Consider the following 21,993-nt stretch of genomic DNA (forward strand, 5'->3'; position numbering starts at 1 on the left):
GGTCACCAAGGAATGACCACCCGGCGCGGGAGGGCCTGATCCGGGCGGACTCTCAGATCGAGGTGGAGAAGCCGTCGGCGTGGGAGCGGGGCACCGGCGATCCGGAGGAAGGCGGCGGCGAGCTGACTTCCGGCGACGGCTCGTTCGAGGGCAGGGACGGGGCCGGCGGGCGCGGGGACTCCTTACGCTGCGGCGCGCGGACGGAACGCGACGGCCGGTCGCGGGAGGGCTCGGCGACCTCGGGAGCGGCCACCGCACCGAGGATCTCCGCCTGACATTCGTGCCCGTTCAGCGAGAAGGTCACCGGCAGCGGGTTCGACGCCCGGTAGCTCGCGCTGAGGGACACGCTCGCCGACCGGCCCGGGCGCAGAGCCGCACCCTTCTTCGCCCGGAGCACCAGCCGGCGGCCCTGCTGGGACAGCCGCTTGGGGGCGTCGGTCAGCCGCTGACCGCCCGCGAAGCTGAAGACCAGGCGCCACTCCGACAAGGTGTGCTCGCCGGTGTTGATGACGGTCAGTTGTGCGCCGAAGTCGGTGCCGGAGTCGCGCTGGACGCGGTAGCGCACCTTGCAGCCCGTGCCGTGCGGGACAGGCGCGGCGCCCGCGGAGGCGGCCTGGGCGGTGGCGACGTCGACCGGTTCGCGGGTGGAGGTCCAGATCAGCCCCAGCGCCGCGATCAGGACGACCGTGGCCGCGGCGGCGTGCACGCGATGCCGCCGGGACACGATGAGGTCCGAGAGCCCCGACAACGAGCCGCGCCGGCCGGTCACCGCGAAGAGCCCGCCGCCGAGGGGACGCGGCACTCCCAGCCGCAGCGTCCGCCCGAGGCGCAGGCTCACGCGGAGCCAGAGCGCGGGACGTTGGCGCGGGCGCACTGCCACCCGTACGGCCGGGCGGGCGGGCTCGGCCGCGGCCGGGATGACCGGCTGCAGCCCGACGAAGTGGGCCAGCTCCGTGGCGACTTCCTCGGCTCCGGGCCGGTTCTCCGGCTGTTTGGCGAGGCAGCGCAGGCACAGCTCGGCCACCTCGGGCGGCAGGCCGGGCAGCGGCGGGAGGGGCGCCGGGTCGGCGTACAGATGGGCGCGCAAGGCCTCGGTGGTGCTGTCCGCGGGCCACGGGAAGCCACCGGTGAGCATGCGGTAGAGCAGGAGCCCGAGCGCGTAGACGTCGGCGGGTGGCGCCACCGGGCCCCCGCTGAGCCGTTCAGGGGCCAGATAGGCGGGCGTGCCCAGCAGGCTGCCGTCGGGCGCGGCGTCGCGCTGGCCGCTCACGGCCGAGATGCCGAAGTCGACGATCTTGGCGCCGGCCCCGGTGAGCATGACGTTGGCCGGCGTGACGTCACGGTGCACGATGCCACGCGCATGGGCCGCGGCCAGGGCGGAGGCGACCTCGGCGGCCGCGGTGACGGCGGTTCGCCACGGCAACGGCCCGTCGCGGCGCAGCCGGTCGGCCACCGCTTCGCCGTCGTTGAGCTCCATGACCACGTAGGGGAAGGCGCCGAAGTCGAAGACCCCGGTGACGTGCGGGTGGCACAGCCGGGCGGCTGCCACCGCCTCCTGCCGCAGCCGGGCCCGGAAGCGGAAGTCGTCCGCATGCCGCGGCGCCAGCAGTTTGACCGCCACCTCGCGGCCCAGCACCTCGTCGTGCCCGCGCCAGACCTCGGACATGCCGCCGGTGCCCAGCCGTTCGACGAGGCGGTACCTGCCGCCGATGAGGCTTCCCCGCCTGCCCGTCGCCAGCCACCCCATGTGCTGATTGTTACGCGAGAGAAAGCCGCGCCAGGCGGCTTCCCGCAAACAGCGACGATCAGCCCGCGAGCAACTGGTCCACCGGCGCGTAGTCGTCGGTCAGCACCCGCGCGTCGTCGACGAAGGCGTCCAGCGCCTCTCCGGACACCAGTTCGACCGGCTCGTCGACCAGGTCGAGGTGCAGCCGGATCTCGTCCAGCGGCAACGGCTGCGTGGCCGCCACGATGACGAAGTTCGACCCGGTCTCGCCCGCCAGCGCCTCCTTCGGCGCGATCAGGGCGACGTGCGGGAAGACGTCGGCGACCGTGGCGAGCTCCGCCCTGATGAAGCGGTTCGGCGGATAGTCGATGACGTTCTGGGCGTACACGCCGCCGGGGCGCAGGACCCGGGCGATGTCGGCGGCCATCTCGCGGGTGGCGAGGTGCCACGGGACCACGAGGTGGCCGAACGCGTCGCCCACCACGAAGTCGTACGCGGCGTCGGCCTGCTCGGCGAGGCCCACGCGCGCGTCCCCCACGCGGACGCGCAGCTGCGGGCCCGTTCGCAGGCCCAGCTCCTGCTTGTCGAGGTCGACCAGGCCGCCGTCCAGCTCCAGAACCAGCTGGTCGCTGCCGGGGCGCATGGTCGCGATGTACTGCGGCACGGTGAAGCCGCCGCCGCCCAGGTGCAGGGCGTCGAGCGGGGCGCCGCTGGTCTTCTGGGTGTCGACCAGGGCTCCGAGCCACTGCACGTACGCGAACTCGAGGTGCGTGGGGTCGTTCAGGTCGACGTACGAGTGGCGCGCCGAGTTGAGCAGCAGGGTGCGGCCGCCTGCCACCTGTGGATCGGCGTCGACCCGTGCGCAGTGGTACGCGGTCTCGACGTCGCACGGCGTCGGCGCGGAGGCACCCAGGCCCGCTCCGACCAGCCCGATCGTGGCGAGCACCGCCCGCGTCCGGGGTTTGCCCTCCGGGGTGACGCCGGGGCTGCGCTGCAGGTACCAGCCGAGGGCGAAGCCGGCGACCGCGAGCAGCCCGGCCGTGGTCAGGACGATCCAGCTGCTGGGCATGGCCGCCACGAAGATGAAGCCGGTGCCGAGGGTGGCCGTGATGCCGCCGAGCGTGCCGACGCTGGACAGCCGGCCGACCACGGCACCGGTCCGGCTCAGATCGCTGAGCTGCAGCTTCACGGTCAGCGGTGTGATCGTGGAGAGCAGGAGCATCGGGACGAACACCGCGAGCGCGGCGAGCAGCAGCACGGCCGGAGCCGCTCCGCCCCGCAACAGCTCGCCGCCCCAGCGCACCAGCGGCAGCGTCACCGCGGTGGCGATGGCCGCCAGCAACAGGGCCGGGGCGAGAAGGCGGCGGGGGTCGAGCTTGTCCGCCAGGCGCCCGCCGAGCCAGGTGCCGTACGCGATCGCGGCCAGCGAGACGCCGATCACCGAGCTGCTCACCTGCAGAGTGACCCCGACGTACGGGCCGACGAGGCGCAACGCGACGATCTCCAGCACCAGTGCGGCGCCGCTGGCGACGAAGACCAGCGCGGTGGCGAGACCGGTCGGAAGGGATCGCGGGGACTCCATCGGCGGAATGGTACCGGTGATCACCTGTGAGTCCGCTGGTGACTACTCCATCGAGAGGTGCACGTGATTGGTGTGCACCACGGACGGGCCGCCGGACGGACTGTAGGAGCGCCAGCCGGTGCTGGGCATCCAGATCTCGCGGTACCAGATCACGTACATCACGCCGAGGCGGTCGGCGTTCTTGACGAAGTAGGCGGCCAGGTTGTCGCCGTACGTCTTGTCGCCCCCGCTGGCGGCGACGTCCTCGAAGCCGCCGGACGCCGCGGAGAAGTCGCAGGCCCGGCCCAGCGGGTGCTCGCCCGACGCCCGCTCGCTGAAGCAGACGGTGTAGCGCTGGAAGCCGGCCGCCCGCGCCTGCTGATAGGCGTTGAGCGTGCGCGGCGTGATGCACCCGGACGACGTCGGGTCGTTGACCGTGCAGCCCTCCTTCGGCCACGAGCCGTCGGAGTTGCGGGGAGCGGGCTTGGCCGAGGAGCCGCCGGAGGTCGAGAAGCCCGCGGAGGTCACGCCGCCGACCGCGGCCAGGGCGGCCTCGGCCTGCTCCTTCTTCTTGGCCATGACCGTGACCTGCTTCTGCTGCTCCTTGATCTCCACCTCGATGGCCTTGGTGGCCTTCTCGGCGGTGGTCGCGGCCTCGCTGTAGGTCTTGAGTACCTGGCCGTCGATCTGGGCCAGCTGGTCGAGGCGCAGCGAGCGCTCCATGAAGCCGTCGGGCGAGCTGCTGTTGAGCAGCAGCGACACGGTGCTGAAGCGGCCCTGCATGTAGGACCGACCGGCGATCGCCTGCACCCGGTCGTGCAGCTCCGCTTCCTTCTTCTCGGCCGCCACCTGCTTGGCCTTCAGCTGGGTCTGGCGCTTCTTGGACGCGGCGAGTTTCTGTTTGGCCTGGGTGTAGCCCTTGGAGGCGGACGTCAGCGCGGTGCGCAGCGCCTTGGTGCCACCCTCGTCCTCGGGGTCCGCGTGCGCGGCCGGAGCCGCCACCAGCAGCACGACCGCCGCCGTGAGCAGGGCGAGCACAGGCTTCAGCCGGTGCAGGAGCGTCGCCGCCACGATCTACCTCCTCCAAGTGAGCGCGGTGACTTTACCGTGCCGGCGGTGGGGAAAGCAGGTCGATCACGTCGCGGAATATCCACCATCGACGAAGAGTGTCTGGCCGGTTACAGCAGCGGCGGCGCCACTCGCCAGATATACCGCAACTCCGGCGAAATCGTCGGGCAGGCCGTTGCGCCCGATCATCGCCCGGCGCGCGTGAGATTCCGCACGCCCGGGATGGGCGAAAACGGTCTCCTCGGTCAACGGGGTGCGGACGACTCCCGGCGCGACGGCATTGCTGGTCACGCCGCGCGCGGACCACGCTTCGGCCTGCGAGCGGGTCAGCCCCACGAGGCCGGCCTTCGCGGCGCCGTAGGCACCACTGTTCCCGTACGCCCGGAAAGCCTGCTGCGAGACGACGTTGATGATCCGGCCCCAGCCCCGGGCCGCCATCGCCGGCCCGAACGCCTGTCCCAGCAGGAACGGCGCCGTCAGGTTCGCGGCGAGCGTCAGATCCCAGTCGCCGGTGGTCAACTCGTCGAGCGGCGGCCGCAGATTCACCGCGGCGGCGTTGACCAGAATGTCCACTGTGCCCGCCTCGGCGGCCACGCGTGCCACATCGGCACGATCGGCCAGGTCCGCGGTCAGGAAGGAGGCGGACAACTCGCGCGAGACGGCGGCCAACGGCTCGGGCCGGCGCGCGACGAGGATCACCGAGGCACCGGCGCCACGCAGAGCAGCAGCCATCGCCCGGCCGATGCCGGAGCTGCCCCCGGTCACCAGCGCGGTGCGGCCGTCGAGCCCGAAGAGCCGATCGAGGTACGACCCGGTCACGACAACAGAGTGCCGCGGACGGTGTGCCAGATGTCGTCGTTCGGCGCGACCAGCAGGCCCGGGCCGTCCTCGGCGGGCGAGTAACGCGACCCGTCCAGCCGCAGCACCGTGCCCCCGGCTTCCCGCACGATCAGTGAGCCCGGCGCGTGGTCCCAGGGCAGGATCCGCCAGAACACCGCGAACTGCTGCTCGTCGAGGGCGACCGCCGGATATTCGTAGCCGGCGCAGTGGTGTCCCGCGCTCACCCCGGCGAACTTCGTGGCTCCCGCGGCGACCCGGTCGCGCAGGTCCTCCGGGAAGTGGTTGTGTGAGACCGTGCCGGTCAGGGCGGCAGCCGCCGGAGCGTCGGCGCGCGTCTTCATCCGCACGCCGTCCGCGAAGGCACCGCTGCCGGCCTCGGCCCGGACCATCCGGTCGCTGACCACGTCCAGGATCCAGGCGCCGACCTGCTCGCCGTCCTGGAGCAGCGCCACCATCACCGCGAACGGCGTCTTGCCGGCGGCGAAGTTGTTCGTCCCGTCGACCGGGTCCACGATCCACACCGCGCCCGCGTCGCCGGTGCGCCGCAGCACGTCGGGGTCCGCCGCGACGGCCTCCTCGCCGACCACCGTCGAGCCGGGCAGCAGCGCCTTGAGGCCGGCCGTCAGGGCGCGCTCGGACTCCTGGTCGGCGATCGTCACCAGGTCGCCGGGGCCCTTCTGGTGCACCTCGCCGGTGCCCAGGTGCCGCCACCGGGGCAGGACGATCGTCTGCGCCACCTCGCGGATCAGGGCCTCGACCCGGTCCAGCATGTCGTCACGCACGCGGCGGCAACTTCACGACGCTGACGAAGAACTCGTCGATCTGCCGGATGACCGCGATGAACCGCTCGAAGTCGACCGGCTTGGTGACGTAGGCGTTCGCGTGGAGCTGGTAGCTGCGGAGGATGTCCTCGTCGGCGGCGGACGTCGTGAGCACGACCACCGGGATGCGGCAGAGCTCGTCGTCCTTCTTGATCTCCTCCAGCACCTCGCGGCCGTCGCGGCGGGGCAGGTTGAGGTCGAGCAGGATCAGATCGGGACGGACGGAGCCCTCGTACTGACCCTCGCGGCGCAGGTAGGAGAGGGCCTCGGCACCGTCCGACACGACCGTCAGCCGGTTACGGACCTTGTGCTCCTCGAACGCCTCCTGGGTCATCAGCACGTCGCCCGGGTCGTCCTCGACGAGCAGCACCTCGATGGGCGTTCCGTCCGGCCGTATGGCAGCGGTCATGATGTGGTGACCTCTTTCGCTTTCTCCTGCACGGGAACACCCGCGAGCACCGGCAGCGTGAACCAGATCGAGGTGCCCTCGGCGACGTCGAGGTCGAGCCAGATCCGTCCGCCATGGTATTCGACGATCTTCTTGACGATCGCGAGTCCGATGCCCGTGCCCTCGTAGGCGTCTCGGGCGTGCAGCCGCTGGAAGATGACGAACACCTTGTCCGCGAACTCGGCCTCGATGCCGATGCCGTTGTCCCGGACGTTGATGCGCCACTCCTCGCCGTCGAGCTCGCCGGTCACCTTGATGACGGGCGGCACGTCGGGGCGGCTGAACTTCAGCGAGTTGCCGATCAGGTTGACGAAGAGCGTCGTCAGCAGCGGCTCCTCGCCCTCGACCGTCGGCAGGGCGTCCCAGATGATCTCGGCGTTGTCGCCGGCCCGGGGCTCGAGCTGCGATTTCACCTCGCCGAGGACCTTGTTGAGGTCGACGTCGGTGAACCCGGACGTGAGCCGCCCGATGCGCGAGAACGCCAGCAGGTCGTTGATCAGCCGCTGCATGCGCTGGGCACCGTCGACCGCGAAGGCGATGTACTGGTCGGCGCGGTCGTCGAGCTGGCCCGCGTACCTCCGCTGCAGGAGCTGGCAGAAGCTGGCCACCTTGCGCAGCGGCTCCTGCAGGTCGTGCGAGGCGACGTAGGCGAACTGCTCGAGGTCACGGTTGGACCGGGTCAGCTCGTCGGCCTGCAGCTTGAGCTGGTCGTTGACCCACTCGATCTGCTGGCGCGCCTCGCGGACCTCGGTCAGCTCGGCGGCGATCTGACGCCGCATGCCGTCCACGTCGTGGGCGAGGTTACGCAGCTCGGGGGCGCCGTGGCTCTCGATGTGCCGGTCGTAGTCGCCCTGCGCGACGCTGCGCACCTGGTCGGCGAGCTCGGTGACCGGGCGCCCGACGAGGCGGTCGAGCAGCAGCATCAGCACCACGCCCGCCACGATGATGACGGCGGCGGCGGAGATCTGGATGGCGACCATCTGCGAGCTGGCGTCGCGGGCGGCGGTGGCCGACTGCGCGCGGAGCACGTTGATGTCGTCCTGCATCACGTCGATCGACGAGCGCACGGCGTCGAAGGCGGTCGTGGTGCCGGCCTTGATGCGGGCCTGACCGGCCGCGGCGCCCTGGGTGCGGATGACGTCGACGGTGGGGTCGGCGACCTCGGCGTGCCAGGTCCGCACCCGCTGCTCGACCTCGGCCAGGTCGGCGCGGATGCGATCGTCCTGGTCGCCGTCGCCGAGCAGCCGGCCGATCGTGGCGATCTGCTCCCGCTCCGAGGCGAGGCCGTCGGTGTAGGGCTTGAGGTTCGCCTCGTTCCCGCTGATCGCGAAGCCGCGGATGCCGGTCTCCTGGTCGACCAGCGCCGTGTTGAGCCGCTCGCCGGCGGCGCGCATGGGACTCGCCCTGTTGACGACGTCGTCGACCCGGCGGTTGCTGTCGGCCGCGGTCACCGCCGCGATGACGCCCAGCAGCGACAGCACCACCCCGACGAGCACGCACAGGGCGAGCACCCGCCGCCGCAGCGTCCAGGTGCGCAGCTGGAGCCAGCTCACCGGCCACCCCCGTGGGAGATGATCAGCATGGCGACGTCGTCGGCGAGCGGGCCGCCGTTGCCCTGCTCCGCCCGGCCGACCAGCCACGCGGGGAGGGCGGCCAGCGGCACCTGGGCGGCAGCCGGCTCGCCGAGGAGACCGCAGAGGCCCTCCACGTCGAGCCGCTCATTGCCGTTGCCGGTGTGACCCTCGATCAGGCCGTCGGTGTACATCAGCAGGGACCAGTCATCAGCGGTGAGCTCCACGTCGGTCGCGGGGGTGGGGGTCGGGCGGACACCGAGCACGATGCCCGTGCGCGCGGTCACCGGCACAGCCTTGCCGCCGGCGAGCAGCACCGGCGGCGGATGGCCCGCCAGGCGCACGGTTGCCTTGTTACCCCGCAGGTCCAGCGAAACCATCGCGACCGTGGCGAAGACCTCCCGAGCCCGCCGTTCCGTCATGAGTACCTGTTCGAGTGACCCCAGCACCTGGTCCTCGGGCACGCCGGCGAGGATCAGCGCCCGCCAGGCCACGCGGAGCTCCACGCCGAGCGCCGCCTCGTCGACGCTGTGCCCGCAGACGTCGCCGACGATCACGTGCAGCTTGTCGTCGCCCACCTGCACGACGTCGAAGAAGTCGCCGCCGAGCAGGCCCATCGCCCGGCCGGACCGGTAGAAGGTGTGCACCGCCACAGCGGTCGTGCGCATGAGCGGCTGGGGCAGCAGGCCGCGCTCGAGACGCGCCGACTCGGCCTGGCGCAGCTCGACCTCGCGCAGCCGCTGGGCATTCTCGTCGGCGCGCTTGCGCTCGACGGCGTAGCGCAGCGCCCGGGCCAGCAGCACGCCGTCGACCTGGCCCTTGACCAGGTAGTCCTGGGCGCCCTCGGCGACCGCGCCCACGCCCAGGTGCTCGTCGGAACGGCCGGTGAGCACGACCACCGCCGCGGTGCCGGCGACCGAGAGCAGCTTGCGCAGGCCGTCGATGCCCTCGGCGTCGGGCAGCCCGAGGTCGAGCAGGACGCACTGGACGCCGCGCATCAGCGACTGCGCCTCGCGCAGCGTCGTGGCGACCCGCAGGTCGAAGGAGGCGCCGGCCTCCTCGAGCAGCTCACGGACCAGGAAGGCGTCGCCCTCGTCGTCCTCGACGAGTAGCACACGCAGCCGCTCGGGCGCCTTCATGGCAGGGCGCGGTGTGGCCAGATCGGTCACGGTGCCACCACGCCTCGAAGGCGCATCGGGACCACGGCACCGGCGCGGCGGATGGACTTGATGACGGACTCCTTCGGGGGCGTGACTCGCTGATCGTCCACCAGACCCGACCGCGACACAACATCGGCGGTGGCAAGCATCACGCCGAGTGCTCCCGGGCTGCCTCTTCCGCGACCCGCCGGGCGTGCTGGGCGATGACCTGCCCCAGGATGCCGTGCAACCGTCCGCAGTCGAGACAGTGCAGATTGTCGTCCAGCCGGCGACCGCCGCAGGCCGTGCAGTCACCACGGTCCTCCGGGTCTCGGTAGCCCTCCAGGGCCCGGCACATCGCGCGCAGCACATGGTCGCTGAGCTGGAACGTCGCCTCCCCGAACGCGGTGCGCACGCCGAGCACCGCCACGGGCGGGGCGCCGGCCGCGGGGTCGTAGGGCGCCACCCGCTCGACGAACTCCGAAAGGACGGCGGCGGGATCGAGCGGGGCAGTCACGGGACAAAAGTAAGCCACCCGGCCGTAAGATCGCTCGACCACCCGCCCGGAGGAGGTGCCCGTGGGCGCGTCGACCCCTGATCACGCCGACCGCGCGTTCACCCGGCCCCGCCACCGGAGCTGGGTCGCGCTCGCGGTCGTCGGCCTGCTGGCCGGGCTCGGGGCGTACGCCGTCGCGAGCATCCGGCCGCCCGCCGCCCGGCCGGCGTCCGCCCCCGCGGCCGAGTTCAGCGCCGGACGTGCCTTCGCTCACGTCGAGACCGTCGCCGCCCGTCCGCACCCGCTGGGCAGCCCTGCCAACGACGTCGTCCGGGAGCATCTGGTCACCACGCTGCGCGGGCTGGGTCTCGACGCCCAGGTGCAGGACACCGTGTCGGTGCAGGGCGCCGCACTGTCGTCCAGCGCCGGCGGGGCGAGCATGGCCCGGGTACGCAACGTCGTGGCGCTGCTCCCGGGCACGGCGTCCACCGGGCGGATCTTCCTCGTGGCGCACTACGACTCCGTGCAGAACGGACCGGGGGCCAACGACGACGCGAGCGGCGTGGCGGCCGTGCTGGAGACCGCGCGGGCCCTCACCGCCGGCCCGCGCCCGCGCAACGACGTCGTCTTCGTCCTGACCGACGGCGAGGAGGGCTGCCTCTGCGGCGCCAAGGCCTTCGTCGACCAGCACCCGTACGCCCAGCAGGGCGGCATCGTCCTCAACCTGGAGGCCCGGGGCAGCGCCGGCCCCTCGGTCATGTTCGAGACAGCCGCCCGCAACGCGGGTCTGATCGGGGTCTTCGGCCGCGCCCCGCACCCGATCGGCACGTCCCTGGCGGTCGAGATCTACCGGATGATGCCGAACAACACCGACTTCACGGCGTTCCTCGGCCGCGGCTTCACCGGCCTGAACAGCGCCTACATCGAGGGAGTCGCGTGGTACCACACGCCGCTGGACACGCCTTCCACCGTGGACCGCGGCACGCTGCAGCAGGAAGGCGACAATCTGCTGGCGCTGGCCCGGGAGCTGGGCGACGAGGAGCTGCCCGCGTTGCGTTCCGGGCAGGACGCCACATACTTCCCGCTGCTCGGCGGCCTCGCCCGCTATCCGGGCACGCTGACCTGGCCCCTCGCCGCCGCGGCGGTCCTCGCGGTGCTCACGCTGGCCTGGCTGATCCGGCGCCGCGGCCTCGCCTCGGCGCCCCGGCAGGCGGTCGCCTTCTTCACCGCCCTCGCGCCGCTGCTCGTCGCCCCGGTCCTGGCCCAGCTGCTGTGGCTGACGATCAAAATCATGCGCCCGGGGTACGCCGAGATGCCGGTCGACCCGTACCGGCCCTGGTGGTACCGCCTGGCCGTCGTGGCGCTCACCCTGGCGACGGTCTTCGCCTGGTACGCCCTACTGCGCCGGCGCCTCTCCCCGGCAGCCCTGGCCCTCGCGGGTCTGGCCTGGCTCGCCGTGCTCGGCGTCGTCCTCGCGGCGGTGGCGCCCGGCGGGTCCTATCTGACCACTTTGCCCGCGTTGGCCGGGGCGCTGGCGGGACTCGGCGTCCGTCGCGCGCGCAGCTGGTCGTCCCCGCTGCTGGTCACGGCGGCCGGCGCCGTGGCAGTCGCCGTGCTGCTGCCCACTCTGGTGCTCTTCTTCCCGGCCCTGGGCATGAACCTCGCCGCCGCCGGGGCGTTTCTCAGCGTGCTGCTCGCCTTCGCGTTGCTGCCGGTGATCGATCTCCTCCACCCGGCCGCGGGCGGTCAGCGCGGACTCGTCGCCCTGCGTGCCCGCCGCGCCGGGGCCCTACCGACCGTGACCGCATTGGTGGCAACTGTGGCGTGCGTGGCGGCCGGGATGGTGACGGACCGTTTCGACACGGCGCATCCCGAGCCGACGCATCTCATGTACGCCCTGGACGCGGACACCGGCCAGGCCCGCTGGCTGAGCGAGTCCGCCGAGCCGAGCGCCTGGACGGCCCGCTACGTCTCCGGCGAGCCGGCCGCGGTGACGGCCACGCTGCCCGCCTTCGGGGACGAGAAGGTGCGCTCGGGACCCGCCCCGGCCGCCCCGCTGCCCGCCCCGGCGGCCACCGTGCTGAGCAGCACCGAGGGCCCGCAGGGACGGACGGTCCGGCTGCGTCTCGCCCCGGGCCGGGACGCCCGGCTCGTCACACTGCACGTGGCCGAGCAGTCGACGATCGTCGCCGCTACGGCGGAAGGGCAACCGGTGCCCGTGCGCGGGAAGGCGGGCGGCGGCTGGGGCTTCGGCCTCGTCTTCCACGCGCCGGCCGAGGGGGTCGAGGTCACGCTCACCGCGGCGGGCGCCGGCCCGCTGCGGCTCCGGCTGATGTCGGCCAGCGACGGGCTGACCCAGCTGCCCGGCTTTCAGCAGCGGCCGGCCACCGTCGGCGTCGCCGGCACCCACACCTCCGACATGCTCGCCGTCGCGCGCACCCAGACGATCTAGCGGACGCGGCGAGCCGGCGAGGATCCACACGGTCTAGCGGACGCGGGAGCCGGCGAGGACCCAGCCGATCTAGCGGACACGGCGAGCCGGCGAGGACTCAGCGGGCCGCCGGAAGCGGGGCCGGGTGGATCAGCGGCCGCGGCCGCGGCGGCCCGTCGACTCGTTGAACTTGAAGTGCACGAAGAGCCGGCCCCAGTTGTCGCCGTCCTTCTCCACCCGGTGGTAGAGCTGCTTGATCTCCTTCTGGTCCAGGAAGCGGATCACCTTCTTCTTGAGCTGACCGCTGCCCTTGCCCGGGATGATCTCGACGAGGGTCGCCTTCTTCTGGATGGCCTCGTCGATGATGCCGCGGAGCGCCTTGTCGATCTCCGTGCCCTTGTTGAAGATGTCGTGGAGATCCAGCTTGAGCTTCACCGGCGCCAGCCTACTCGGCGGCGTAGGTGGTGCGGCCACCGTTCTTGCCGACCCACGCCTCGACGCGCCGCAGCGCCTCGTCGTAGTCGTCGTGCCGCTTCATCGCCGCCGCCAGCCGCAGGTGGGGCAGGGCCTCGCTGAACCGGCCGGCCCGCTCGAGGGTGCGGCCGAGCACGTGGTGCGCATAGTGGTCGGACGGGTCGTGCTCGATCAGCTCACGCAGCTGCTCCTCGGCGCGCTGCAGCTGGGCCGAGTTGAAATAGGCCCGCGCCAGCAGCAGCCGCACGGCGGAGTTGTGCGGCTCGGCCTCGACTATCGGCTCGAGCATCCGGGCCGCCCCGAGCGGGTCGCCGGACTCGAAGGTGAACGTTGCCCTGCGGTACTCCTCGAGAAGATCCACGAACCGCTCCCCACGCTCGCGCCGATGACCAACGCTGGCACAACTACGGGCGAACGGCGAGTGTTCCACCCCCTCCACCTTCCCGACATTTCCGCCCAGGCCGCAACCGTCGGGGCACAGAATGCTCTTCGTGGGGGACTTCCCGCTGCACCTCGTGCAGGCGCCGCCCCGGCCCCGGCCCGCCCGGCTCAAGGCGGCGCTGGTGGGTCTGGTGACGGTCGCGATGTGCCTCTTCCTCGCCGGGGCGACGCCGCGCCCCGCCGTCCGTACGGTCGCGTGGTCAATTCCGGGCATGGAAGCGCTCGGCTCCCCTCCGGTCGGCCGCTCGAAGGCGCCCGACCCGGTGACCACCCACGGTCTCAGCAGCGTCGCGACCGCCGGCGAGCACGGGTTCACGCTGCACACCGCCGGGGGCGGGCCGGCCTTCCTGACCGGCGTCAATCTGGGCAGCACCACGCCGGGGCACCTGCCGGGCGAGCTGGCGATCACCGCCGAGCAGTACCGGAGGTGGTTCGCGGCGATGGGCTGGCTCGGGCTGCGCGTCGTGCGGATCGCCACGATCCATCCGCCCGGCTTCTATCGGGAACTGGTCGCCTACAACCGGGCCAATCCGGACGAGCCGCTGTATCTGATGCAGGGCGTGCAGCCGGCGGAGCTGCGGGATGCCCCCGGCGCGGTGCACGGCAGGCTGACCCGGGCCGCCCGGCCGGGGCGGGCGAGCGGCACCTGGGACACCGATGCCGGGCCCTGGCTGATCGGATGGATCATCACCGCGGACGGCGCGGGGACCTTGGAGCGCTCGGTCCGGGGCAGGTGGTTCCGCAGCAGCCCGGACGCCACCGCGGCGGAGCGGTGGCTGGCGGCCCGGATGGACGAGCTGGCCGGGCACGAGGCGGCCGCCGGGCTCAGCCCGCCGATCGCCTTCGAGGGCGGGGACGGTCTCGACGCCGATCACGTACGGCCCACGGCGGCGTGGCCCGGCGGGACGTTCGCGAGCTGTGCGGCGTACCCGTTCTGGGCGGAATCTCCGAAGCAGCAGTATCAGGGCCGCGCGGACCCGTACGCGGGGTATGTCGCCGCGCTGCGCAAGCGCCACAGCAGCGTGCCGACGCTGGTCACGGAGTTCGGCGTACCGTCGGCGATCGGATCCGCGCACGACGCCCCGCTGGGCCGCAGCGAGGGTGACCACAGCGAGCGCGAGGCCATGGCGCTCGACGCCGAGCTGTTGCGGCTGCTCAAGGACCAGGGCGTGGCGGGCGGCTTCCTCGCCGGGTGGGCCGACGAATGGTTCCGGTCGTCCTGGAACACGGCCGGGCAGCAGGACAGCGAGCGGCGGCAGCTGTGGCACGACCCGCTGACCGCCGCCCAGGGCTTCGGGCTCATCGCCATGGACGCGGCCGGCTCGCCCGACGCCCCGCCCCAGCAGCTGCTCGACGACGACACGGCCTGGCCGGCGCGGCGGGTGACCGCCCGGGTCGACGAGTCATATGTCCACCTGCGCGTGCGCCTCGGCAGCCCGGCGCCAGGGAAGCTCACGCTGGGCTTCGACGTGCTGCCCGGGGTGAACGGGCCGGGCAGCCGGGCGGCCGACGCCGCGTTCGAGCTGGACGTGACCCGGCGCACCGGGCAGGCGTACCTGCGGAAGCACGCCGGACGGGCGGGATGGCGGCGCTTCGAGCTGGCGACGGGCCCGGCGGCGGCGCAGAACGCGGGCCTGCTGCGCTACGGCACGCCGGAGGAGGACAGCCGGGCGCTCTGGTACCGCGACGGCGACGACCTCGTGGTGCGGGTGCCGTGGGCGCTGCTCGGCTACACCGACCCGTCGAAACACATGGTCGGCGGCGTCGCCAGCCCCGGCGTCGGCGTGACCGTGTCGGCAGCGGGCACCGATCTGGCCGCCGGGCACGTCACGTGGACGAACTGGAATCGGGTGTATCACTCGGAACGGCTGAAGCAGGGCGCCGACGTGTTCCGTGACGCGGTCCTCGAGACGTCGTCCTGAGGCGCGAGCCGGGCCGGACCAGCAGCGCGGCCAGCCCCGCGGCCACGAGCATCGTGCCGACGGAGATCAGCGCGACCGGACGTACCTCGGTCAGGGGCAGCCCGTCGGTCGCGGCCACCGGCTGCAGGATCCTGGTCACCGGCACGAGCGGCCCGCCGCCGGCTTCCTGCGGCAAGTCCTTGACCTGCACAGGTACGGCCGACATGACGGTGTTCCCCGCCCCGAGCTGCCCCTCGTCACCGGCGCCCCAGCAGTAGACGCTGTGCTGAGCGCCGGCGGCACAGCCGTGGGCACCGTCGACGTCGATCGCCGGGACGGCGTCCACCGCCCGGGGCTCACTGCCCAGACCCGCACCCCAGCAGTACGAGTGCCCGCCGCGCACAGTCGCACAGCTGGCGTCCCCACCGGCGGCAACGTGCGTCGCCGGGCCGGGCAGCCGGACGTACAGCGGGGTCGTGGAGCCGATCGTGTCCGGCACACCCAGCTGACCCAGAGAGCCGTCGCCCCAGCAGTAGACGCGTCCGCCGGCATCCCGAGCGCAGGTGTGCGCCCGGCCCGCGGCGACTTCGGTCATCCCGCCCAGCACCGGAACCGGCTGCGCGAAGGCGTGTGCCCGTGCGCCGTCGCCGAGCTGCCCGTACTTGTCGTCGCCCCAGCAGTAGAGATCACTGGCCGCGGTGATCGCACAGGAATGGCTGCCCCCGGTGGCGACGAGTCCCGGCTGCTCCCCCTGTGCCATGGCGGGGACGGCCGGGGCAACGGCCCCGAGCAGGGCCGCCAGGGCCACTCCGAAACGGCGCAGCCGCACTGGTTCTCTCCGCTCACCCGCCGACACCAACGGCGGACATTATGCGGACGTAAGGGTGTTATGTTCGATTCGACACGCGGAGCCGGCCCGCCGCCACTTCGGCGAGCATGCCCTCGCTGCGGATGATGTCGGCAGCGCTCACCGTGGCGAACGCCACCTGCTCACTCGCACCCAGCCGGGTGACGAGGTCCGGACCGGGTCCCAGCACGGCGACCACCGCCAGGGACGCCGCCACCATCGCGCCGATCGCCCGGCGCGGCCGCTTGCTCATCGTCTCCGTCATGACCAGTACAGTTGCTGCCCCAGCCAGCAAGTGGCTGTGCGAAAAGCATGGCATTCCTGTGCGCGGGACACACAGGTGCTACACAGGAAGCGGAAAGGCGACGCAAAGCGCCGCCCGCGACAGTGGGACCATGACGATGGCTAACACAGATCCCGGCAGTGACCTCCGGCGCCCGGACGGCACGCCCGTCCGCGTCCTCGTGGTCGACGACGAGGCCACGCTCGCCGAGTTGCTGTCGATGGCGCTGCGTTACGAGGGCTGGGACGTGCGCAGTGCCGGGGACGGCATGGGCGCCGTGCGGGCCGCGCGCGACTTCCGGCCGGACGCCGTCGTGCTCGACATGATGCTGCCCGACATCGACGGGCTCGAGGTGCTGCGCCGGCTGCGCGGGGAGTCGCCGGACGTGCCCGTGCTCTTCCTGACGGCCAAGGACTCGGTCGAGGACCGGATCACCGGGCTCACCGCGGGTGGCGACGACTACGTGACCAAGCCGTTCAGCCTGGAGGAGGTCGTCGCCCGGCTGCGCGGGCTGATGCGCCGCACCGGTCGCTCCCAGCAGCGCCAGGAGTCCCAGCTCATCGTGGGCGACCTGAGCCTGGACGAGGACAGCCACGAGGTGCGCCGCGGCGGCGACCTGGTCACCCTGACGGCCACCGAGTTCGAGCTGCTGCGCTATCTCATGCGCAACCCGCGCCGGGTGCTGAGCAAGAGCCAGATCCTGGACCGCGTCTGGAACTACGACTTCGGCGGCCAGGCGAACGTCGTCGAGCTCTACATCTCGTACCTGCGGAAGAAGATCGACGCCGGGCGCGCGCCGATGATCCACACCATGCGCGGCGCCGGCTATGTCCTGAAGCCGGCGGACTGAGATGGCCCGTTGGCGCTCCCCCGCGAGCTGGTCGCTGCGGACCCGGCTGATCGCGATGATGATCGTGCTGCTGTCGGTCCTCGGCGTCGTCGTCGGCGGCACCGCCGAGATCTACCTGCACAAGTCGCTCTACCAGCAGCTCGACGACCAGCTCGAGGAGAACGCCAACCGGGCGCAGAACCGCCCTCCGGGCAGCCGCGGCGCGGCGCCGGACGAGGGGCAGTTCGGCGGGTGGGGCAGTGACGCGCCGCCCGGGGCCCAGCCCGACTCGATCTTCGTCAGCGTGAGCGGGTCGACGGTCGACGGCGGCATCGTGGCCCTGGTGCGCAACAACAGCGGCCGCTACGTCAACCAGCTCACCGATCTGCCGCCCGCCACCGTGGCCGCCCTGGCCGGCATCCGCGACGACGGCGAGCCGGTCGACATCGACCTCGGATCGCTGGGCACCTATCGGGCGATGTCCCGCACGACCAGCGACGGGGTGGTCATCGCCGCGCTGCCGCTGGCCGACACCCAGCAGACGCTGCTGGCGGTCGCCCTCGTCACGGGCGGTGCGGTCCTGATCGCGATCGGCGTGGCGGGCTGGGCGGGGGCCGTGATCATCCGGCGTACGCTCAAGCCGCTCAACCGCGTCGCGGCCACCGCCACCCGGGTCTCCGAGCTGCGGCTGGACCGGGGCGAGGTGGAGCTCGCGCAGCGGGTGCCGCCGGGTGACACCGATCCGCACACCGAGGTGGGTGCGGTGGGTGCCGCGCTCAACCGGATGCTCGACCACGTCGGCAGCGCGCTCGAGGCGCGGCACGCCAGCGAGATGCAGGTCCGGCAGTTCGTGGCGGACGCCAGCCACGAGCTGCGCACCCCGCTCGCGGCGATCCGCGGGTACGCCGAGCTGAGCCGGCGCAGCCGCCAGCCCGTGCCCGACGAGATCAGCCACGTCATGCGCCGCGTCGAGTCCGAGGCCCAGCGGATGACCGCCCTGGTCGAGGACCTGCTGCTGCTCGCCCGCCTGGACGCCGGCCGGCCGCTGGCCCACGACCCGGTCGACCTGACGATGCTGCTGGTCGACGCCGTGAGCGACGCCCACGCCGCCGGCCCCCAGCACAACTGGCAGCTCGACCTGCCCGACGAGCCGGTGACGGTGCTCGGCGACAGCCACCGGCTGCACCAGGTGATCGCGAACCTGCTGGCCAACGCGCGCACGCACACCCCCGAGGGCACGGTGGTCATCGCCGGGGTGCGCGCCCAGGGCGACACGGCCGTGATCAAGGTGGTCGACGGCGGTCCCGGCATCCCGGCCGACCTGCAGCCGCGCATCTTCGAGCGCTTCGCCCGGGGAGACAGCTCCCGCTCGCGGGCGGCCGGCAGCACCGGCCTCGGCCTGTCGATCGTGCACGCGGTGGTCACCGCGCACGGCGGGACGGTGGAGGTCGCCAGCATGCCCGGGCGGACCGAGTTCACCGTACGGCTGCCGCTCCAGCCGGTCTCACAGCCCCAGCCGCAGGCCGTCCATCAGTACGTCCCGCAGGTCGTCCAGTAGCGCCCCGGCCGCGGCGCCGTCGCTCACGTGCAACTCCAGTGGCACCGACTCGCTGTCCCGGCCGACCAGCACGTCGAGCGCGCACAGCGCCCGGCCGGACAGCTCGCTGGTGACCCGGGGGCACGCGGCGGCGCGCAGGCGGTCGTCGAGCCACGGACGGCCCTGGGCCCCGGGCAGCCCGGCGGCGATCGCGGCGATGGCCGCCAGCGCCTGGGTCGGCGGGATGTCCCCGAGCAGCACCTGCGGCGTCTCCCACACCCGCAGCACCACCACCGCGACCGCCTGGCGACGCTCCGCCGGCGGCAGATCGGCGAGACCGTCGAGAAGAGCCGGCGTGCTCGTGTCGTTCATGCACTTCATGTGAGCACACGCAACTTGCATGTAGCCATACCCCGCCTGACGGACACAGTCCGTCTCCGATGGGCTACCATGGCCGCGTGTCCCGTTGGTATTCGTGGTTTACGAGGCCGGCTCCCGCCGGTGCCTCGGCCATGGATTCATGACCTGAGACACCCCGCAGGGCCGGCAGAAGCAGCGACACGATGTCGCTGCTTTTTCGTTTTCACGAGCCGGTCCAGGCCAGGGGGACGCCGGCCCCCGCGGCGGCCGGCGGAGAAGGGCAGGACACCGTGACGATCCCCGAGGTGCAGCGGGTCAGCGACCACCGCATCGAGACCGTCGTGCCGCTGATGAGCCCCGCGCTGCTGCACCACGAGCTCCCGCTGACCCACGAGCTGTCCGCGAACGTGCTGGACGGCCGGCGCCAGGTGGAGGACGTGCTGAACGGCCGAGATCAACGGCTGCTGGTCGTGGTCGGGCCGTGCTCGGTGCACGACCCGGTGGCCGCCGTGGAGTACGCGGACCGGCTTCAGGAGCAGGCCACGCGGCTGGCGGACGACCTGTTGATCGTGATGCGGGTGTACTTCGAGAAGCCGCGGTCCACGGTCGGCTGGAAGGGCCTGATCAACGACCCCGGGCTGGACGGCACCGGCGACGTCGGCAAGGGGCTGCGCATTGCCCGGTCGCTGCTGCTGCAGGTGCTGGAGCGCCGGCTGCCCGTGGCCGTGGAGTTCCTGGACCCGATCACGCCGCAGTACATCGCGGACACCGTGGCGTGGGGGGCGATCGGCGCCCGTACCGTGGAATCGCAGGTCCACCGGCAGCTGGCGTCCGGGCTGTCCATGCCGATCGGCATGAAGAACCGCCCCGACGGCAGCATCGCCACCGCCATCGACGCGATCAACGCCGCCGCCGTGCCGCACGTCTTCCCCGGCATCGACGTCTCGGGCACTCCGGCGATCATGCACACAACCGGCAACCCCGACTGCCACCTGGTGCTGCGCGGCGGCAAGGGCCCGAACTACAGCGCGTCGGACGTGGCGGCGGCGCTGGGTCTGCTGCGCGACGCGGGCCTGCCCGAGCGGGTCGTGATCGACTGCTCGCACGGCAACAGCGGCAAGGACCACCTGCGCCAGCCGGCCGTGGCCGAGGACGTCGCCGGCCAGCTGGAGGCCGGGCAGCAGGGCATCCGCGGGGTCATGCTGGAGAGCTTCCTGCAGCCGGGCCGGCAGGACCTGGGCGGCGAGCTCACGTACGGGCAGAGCGTCACCGACGCGTGCATGGGCTGGGACCCGACCGTGGCCGTTCTCGAGCGCCTCGCCGCCGCGGCCGCCAAGCGCCGCATGTCCTGATCTTGAGCAGGCATTCAGGTCGAAACAGGACTCACAGGGGGCGCACAGGAACGGCATAAGGGTCCGACAGGCGGGCGCAGCAGGGTGAGGGAGTCAGTGTGCTCCCCGCCTGCCTTAAGGAACTTTGATGACCTCGACGTTGCCCGTACCGGAGATGGCATCGCCGCCGGCGGAGGAGCCGGCGGCGCCGCCACCGCCCGCGGCGCCGCCCCGGTCCCGGTGGTCGGCGTTTCTCCGCGGCCGGCCGGAGGACCCCGCATGGGCCCGGCCCTCGCTGTTCGCGCTGCTGGTGCTCACGGCCGTGCTCTACATCTGGGGCCTGGGCGCCTCGGGCTGGGCGAACGCGTTCTACTCCGCGGCGGTCCAGGCCGGCTCCGAGAGCTGGAAGGCGTTCTTCTACGGCTCGTCGGACGCGGCCAACTCGATCACCGTCGACAAGACGCCGGCCGCCCTGTGGATCATGGCGCTGTCGGTCCGGATCTTCGGCCTCAGCTCGTGGAGCATCCTGGTCCCGCAGGCACTGCTCGGCGTGGCCTCGGTCGGCCTGCTCCACGCGACCGTCAAGCGCCACTTCGGCGCGGCGGCGGGGCTGCTCGCGGGCGTGGCGATGGCGCTGACCCCGGTGGCAGTGCTGATGTTCCGGTTCAACAACCCGGACGCGCTGCTGGTGCTGCTGATGATCGCCGGGGCGTACGCGACCACGCGCGCGGTCGAAACGGGCTCCACCAAGTGGATCGTGCTCGCCGGGGTCTTCGTCGGCTTCGGCTTCCTGGCCAAGATGCTGCAGGCGCTGCTCGTGGTGCCGGTGTACGCCCTCACGTACCTGATCGCCGGCCCGCCCAAGCTCCTCAAGCGCGTCTGGCAACTGCTGCTCTCGGGTCTCGCCGTGGTCGTGTCCGCCGGCTGGTACATCGCGGTCGTCGAGCTGGTGCCCGCCTCGATGCGCCCCTACATCGGCGGCTCGCAGAACAACAGCCTGCTGGAGCTGACCCTCGGCTACAACGGCCTCGGCCGGCTCAACGGCGACGAGACCGGCAGCGTCGGCGGGGGCGGCGGCGGGGGCATGGGCGGCGGGATGTGGGGCGAGACCGGCATCCTGCGCATGTTCGACACGTCGCAGGGCGGCCAGATCTCCTGGCTCATCCCGGGCGCCCTGATCGTGCTGGTCGCCGGGCTGGTGCTCACCTTCCGCCGGGCCCGCACCGACAATCAGCGGGCCGGCCTGATCCTGTGGGGCAGCTGGCTGCTCAGTACGGGCCTCATCTTCAGCTTCATGCAGGGCATCTTCCACGCGTACTACACCGTGGCCCTGTCCCCGGCGGTCGGCGCGGTCGTCGGCATGGGCGCCGTCCTGCTGTGGCGGGCCCGCAGGAACGTCTTCGCGGCGGCGGCCCTCGCCGTGGCGATCGGCGTCACCGCCTGGTGGTCGTGGCACATGCTCGGCTGGAGCCCGGACTTCGTGCCGTGGCTGCGCTGGGTCGTCCTGATCGCCGGGCTCCTCGCGGCCGTGGCAGTCGTCGCCTCCTTCCGGCTCTCGGCGAAGATCGCAATGGTGGCAGCCGGGGGCGCCTTGGTGGCGGTGCTCGGCGGGCCGGCGGCGTACGCGGTGCAGACGGCATCCGAACCACACACCGGCTCGATCCCGTCCGCGGGCCCGTCGGTGCAGGGCGGCGGCTTCGGCGGCCGGGGTGGACCGGGCGGCGGTGGCGGGCGCGGCGGCTTCCCGGGCGGCGGCGGCTTCCCCGGCGGAGGCTTCCCCGGCGGCGGCCAAGGCGGCTTCCCCGGCGGGACCGGCCAGAACGGCGGCACCGGCCAGCAGCAGGGCGGCTTCCCCGGCGGCGGCCAAGGTGGCTTCCCGGGGGGCACCG

General features: G+C 72.6%; 20 protein-coding genes. 6 read left to right on the top strand and 14 right to left on the bottom strand.

Features of this window, described 5'->3' with window-relative positions:
- Window positions 1-52: 52 nt before the first annotated feature.
- From RBH18_RS34275 to RBH18_RS34315, 9 genes are all read right to left on the bottom strand, one after another.
- Entirely contained in the window at window positions 53-1,795 is a 1,743-nt protein-coding gene (locus RBH18_RS34275; RefSeq protein WP_306214640.1) for a serine/threonine-protein kinase, read from the bottom strand.
- Window positions 1,796-1,805: 10 nt separating this feature from the next.
- Window positions 1,806-3,308, bottom strand: coding sequence for a fused MFS/spermidine synthase (locus RBH18_RS34280; protein WP_306214641.1), 1,503 nt, complete (start codon window positions 3,306-3,308; stop codon window positions 1,806-1,808).
- Window positions 3,309-3,350: 42 nt separating this feature from the next.
- Window positions 3,351-4,358, bottom strand: coding sequence for a coiled-coil domain-containing protein (locus tag RBH18_RS34285; protein WP_306214642.1), 1,008 nt, complete (start codon window positions 4,356-4,358; stop codon window positions 3,351-3,353).
- Window positions 4,359-4,421: 63 nt separating this feature from the next.
- Window positions 4,422-5,174, bottom strand: a complete 753-nt coding sequence (locus tag RBH18_RS34290) for an SDR family NAD(P)-dependent oxidoreductase (protein ID WP_306214643.1) — start codon at window positions 5,172-5,174, stop codon at window positions 4,422-4,424.
- Entirely contained in the window at window positions 5,171-5,977 is an 807-nt protein-coding gene (locus tag RBH18_RS34295) for an inositol monophosphatase family protein (protein WP_306214644.1), read from the bottom strand. The genes RBH18_RS34290 and RBH18_RS34295 overlap by 4 nt, the downstream gene beginning before the upstream one ends.
- Window positions 5,970-6,425 carry a response regulator gene (locus RBH18_RS34300; RefSeq protein ID WP_306214645.1) on the bottom strand — a complete coding sequence of 152 codons (456 nt, stop codon included), beginning with the start codon at window positions 6,423-6,425 and terminating at the stop codon, window positions 5,970-5,972. Before RBH18_RS34300 ends, RBH18_RS34295 begins: the two co-directional genes overlap by 8 nt.
- On the bottom strand, window positions 6,422-8,017 hold the full coding sequence (locus RBH18_RS34305) for a sensor histidine kinase (RefSeq protein ID WP_306214646.1): 1,596 nt from the start codon (window positions 8,015-8,017) through the stop codon (window positions 6,422-6,424). Before RBH18_RS34305 ends, RBH18_RS34300 begins: the two co-directional genes overlap by 4 nt.
- Entirely contained in the window at window positions 8,014-9,174 is a 1,161-nt protein-coding gene (locus RBH18_RS34310; RefSeq protein WP_306214658.1) for a PP2C family protein-serine/threonine phosphatase, read from the bottom strand. Before RBH18_RS34310 ends, RBH18_RS34305 begins: the two co-directional genes overlap by 4 nt.
- Before the next feature lie 169 nt (window positions 9,175-9,343).
- A complete protein-coding gene (locus RBH18_RS34315; protein ID WP_306214647.1) occupies window positions 9,344-9,691 on the bottom strand; it encodes a hypothetical protein in 348 nt (115 codons plus the stop codon).
- A 61-nt stretch (window positions 9,692-9,752) separates the two neighbouring features.
- On the opposite strand from RBH18_RS34315, the gene RBH18_RS34320 reads away from it, so the two are divergent.
- Window positions 9,753-12,122, top strand: a complete 2,370-nt coding sequence (locus tag RBH18_RS34320) for a M20/M25/M40 family metallo-hydrolase (protein WP_306214648.1) — start codon at window positions 9,753-9,755, stop codon at window positions 12,120-12,122.
- Between the two features lie 129 nt (window positions 12,123-12,251).
- Here RBH18_RS34320 and RBH18_RS34325 read toward each other — a convergent pair whose 3' ends face one another.
- Complete coding sequence (locus RBH18_RS34325; RefSeq protein WP_305786040.1) at window positions 12,252-12,536, bottom strand: Smr/MutS family protein; 285 nt, start codon at window positions 12,534-12,536, stop codon at window positions 12,252-12,254.
- A 10-nt stretch (window positions 12,537-12,546) separates the two neighbouring features.
- Window positions 12,547-12,936 carry a tetratricopeptide repeat protein gene (locus tag RBH18_RS34330; RefSeq protein WP_306214649.1) on the bottom strand — a complete coding sequence of 130 codons (390 nt, stop codon included), beginning with the start codon at window positions 12,934-12,936 and terminating at the stop codon, window positions 12,547-12,549.
- 130 nt (window positions 12,937-13,066) lie between these two features.
- Between RBH18_RS34330 and RBH18_RS34335 the strand changes: the two genes are divergently transcribed.
- Window positions 13,067-14,938: a hypothetical protein gene (locus RBH18_RS34335; RefSeq protein WP_306214650.1), complete on the top strand. Its 1,872-nt coding sequence runs from the start codon at window positions 13,067-13,069 to the stop codon at window positions 14,936-14,938.
- On the opposite strand, the gene RBH18_RS34340 is transcribed toward RBH18_RS34335, so the two are convergent.
- Window positions 14,844-15,746 (bottom strand): RCC1 domain-containing protein, encoded by a 903-nt coding sequence (locus tag RBH18_RS34340; RefSeq protein ID WP_306214651.1) that lies wholly within the window; start codon window positions 15,744-15,746, stop codon window positions 14,844-14,846. The genes RBH18_RS34335 and RBH18_RS34340 overlap by 95 nt on opposite strands.
- A gap of 58 nt (window positions 15,747-15,804) precedes the next feature.
- Window positions 15,805-16,029 carry a hypothetical protein gene (locus RBH18_RS34345; RefSeq protein WP_306214652.1) on the bottom strand — a complete coding sequence of 75 codons (225 nt, stop codon included), beginning with the start codon at window positions 16,027-16,029 and terminating at the stop codon, window positions 15,805-15,807.
- 130 nt (window positions 16,030-16,159) lie between these two features.
- Between RBH18_RS34345 and RBH18_RS34350 the strand changes: the two genes are divergently transcribed.
- Complete coding sequence (locus RBH18_RS34350; protein ID WP_306214653.1) at window positions 16,160-16,897, top strand: response regulator transcription factor; 738 nt, start codon at window positions 16,160-16,162, stop codon at window positions 16,895-16,897.
- 1 nt (window position 16,898) lies between these two features.
- Window positions 16,899-18,434: a sensor histidine kinase gene (locus RBH18_RS34355; protein ID WP_306214654.1), complete on the top strand. Its 1,536-nt coding sequence runs from the start codon at window positions 16,899-16,901 to the stop codon at window positions 18,432-18,434.
- Here RBH18_RS34355 and RBH18_RS34360 read toward each other — a convergent pair.
- Window positions 18,381-18,785 carry a hypothetical protein gene (locus RBH18_RS34360; protein WP_306214655.1) on the bottom strand — a complete coding sequence of 135 codons (405 nt, stop codon included), beginning with the start codon at window positions 18,783-18,785 and terminating at the stop codon, window positions 18,381-18,383. The two genes, RBH18_RS34355 and RBH18_RS34360, sit on opposite strands and share 54 nt — an antisense overlap.
- Before the next feature lie 278 nt (window positions 18,786-19,063).
- Here RBH18_RS34360 and RBH18_RS34365 point away from each other — a divergent pair, with 278 nt between their 5' ends.
- Together RBH18_RS34365 and RBH18_RS34370 are read left to right on the top strand one after the other, a co-directional pair.
- Window positions 19,064-20,125, top strand: a complete 1,062-nt coding sequence (locus RBH18_RS34365) for a 3-deoxy-7-phosphoheptulonate synthase (RefSeq protein WP_306214656.1) — start codon at window positions 19,064-19,066, stop codon at window positions 20,123-20,125.
- Window positions 20,126-20,252: 127 nt separating this feature from the next.
- Window positions 20,253-21,993 (top strand): ArnT family glycosyltransferase (locus RBH18_RS34370; RefSeq protein WP_306214657.1); only part of this gene is annotated, 1,741 nt, incomplete at its 3' end.

Origin of the sequence: Actinoplanes oryzae (assembly GCF_030757795.1) — a bacterium.
GTDB lineage: Bacteria > Actinomycetota > Actinomycetes > Mycobacteriales > Micromonosporaceae > Actinoplanes.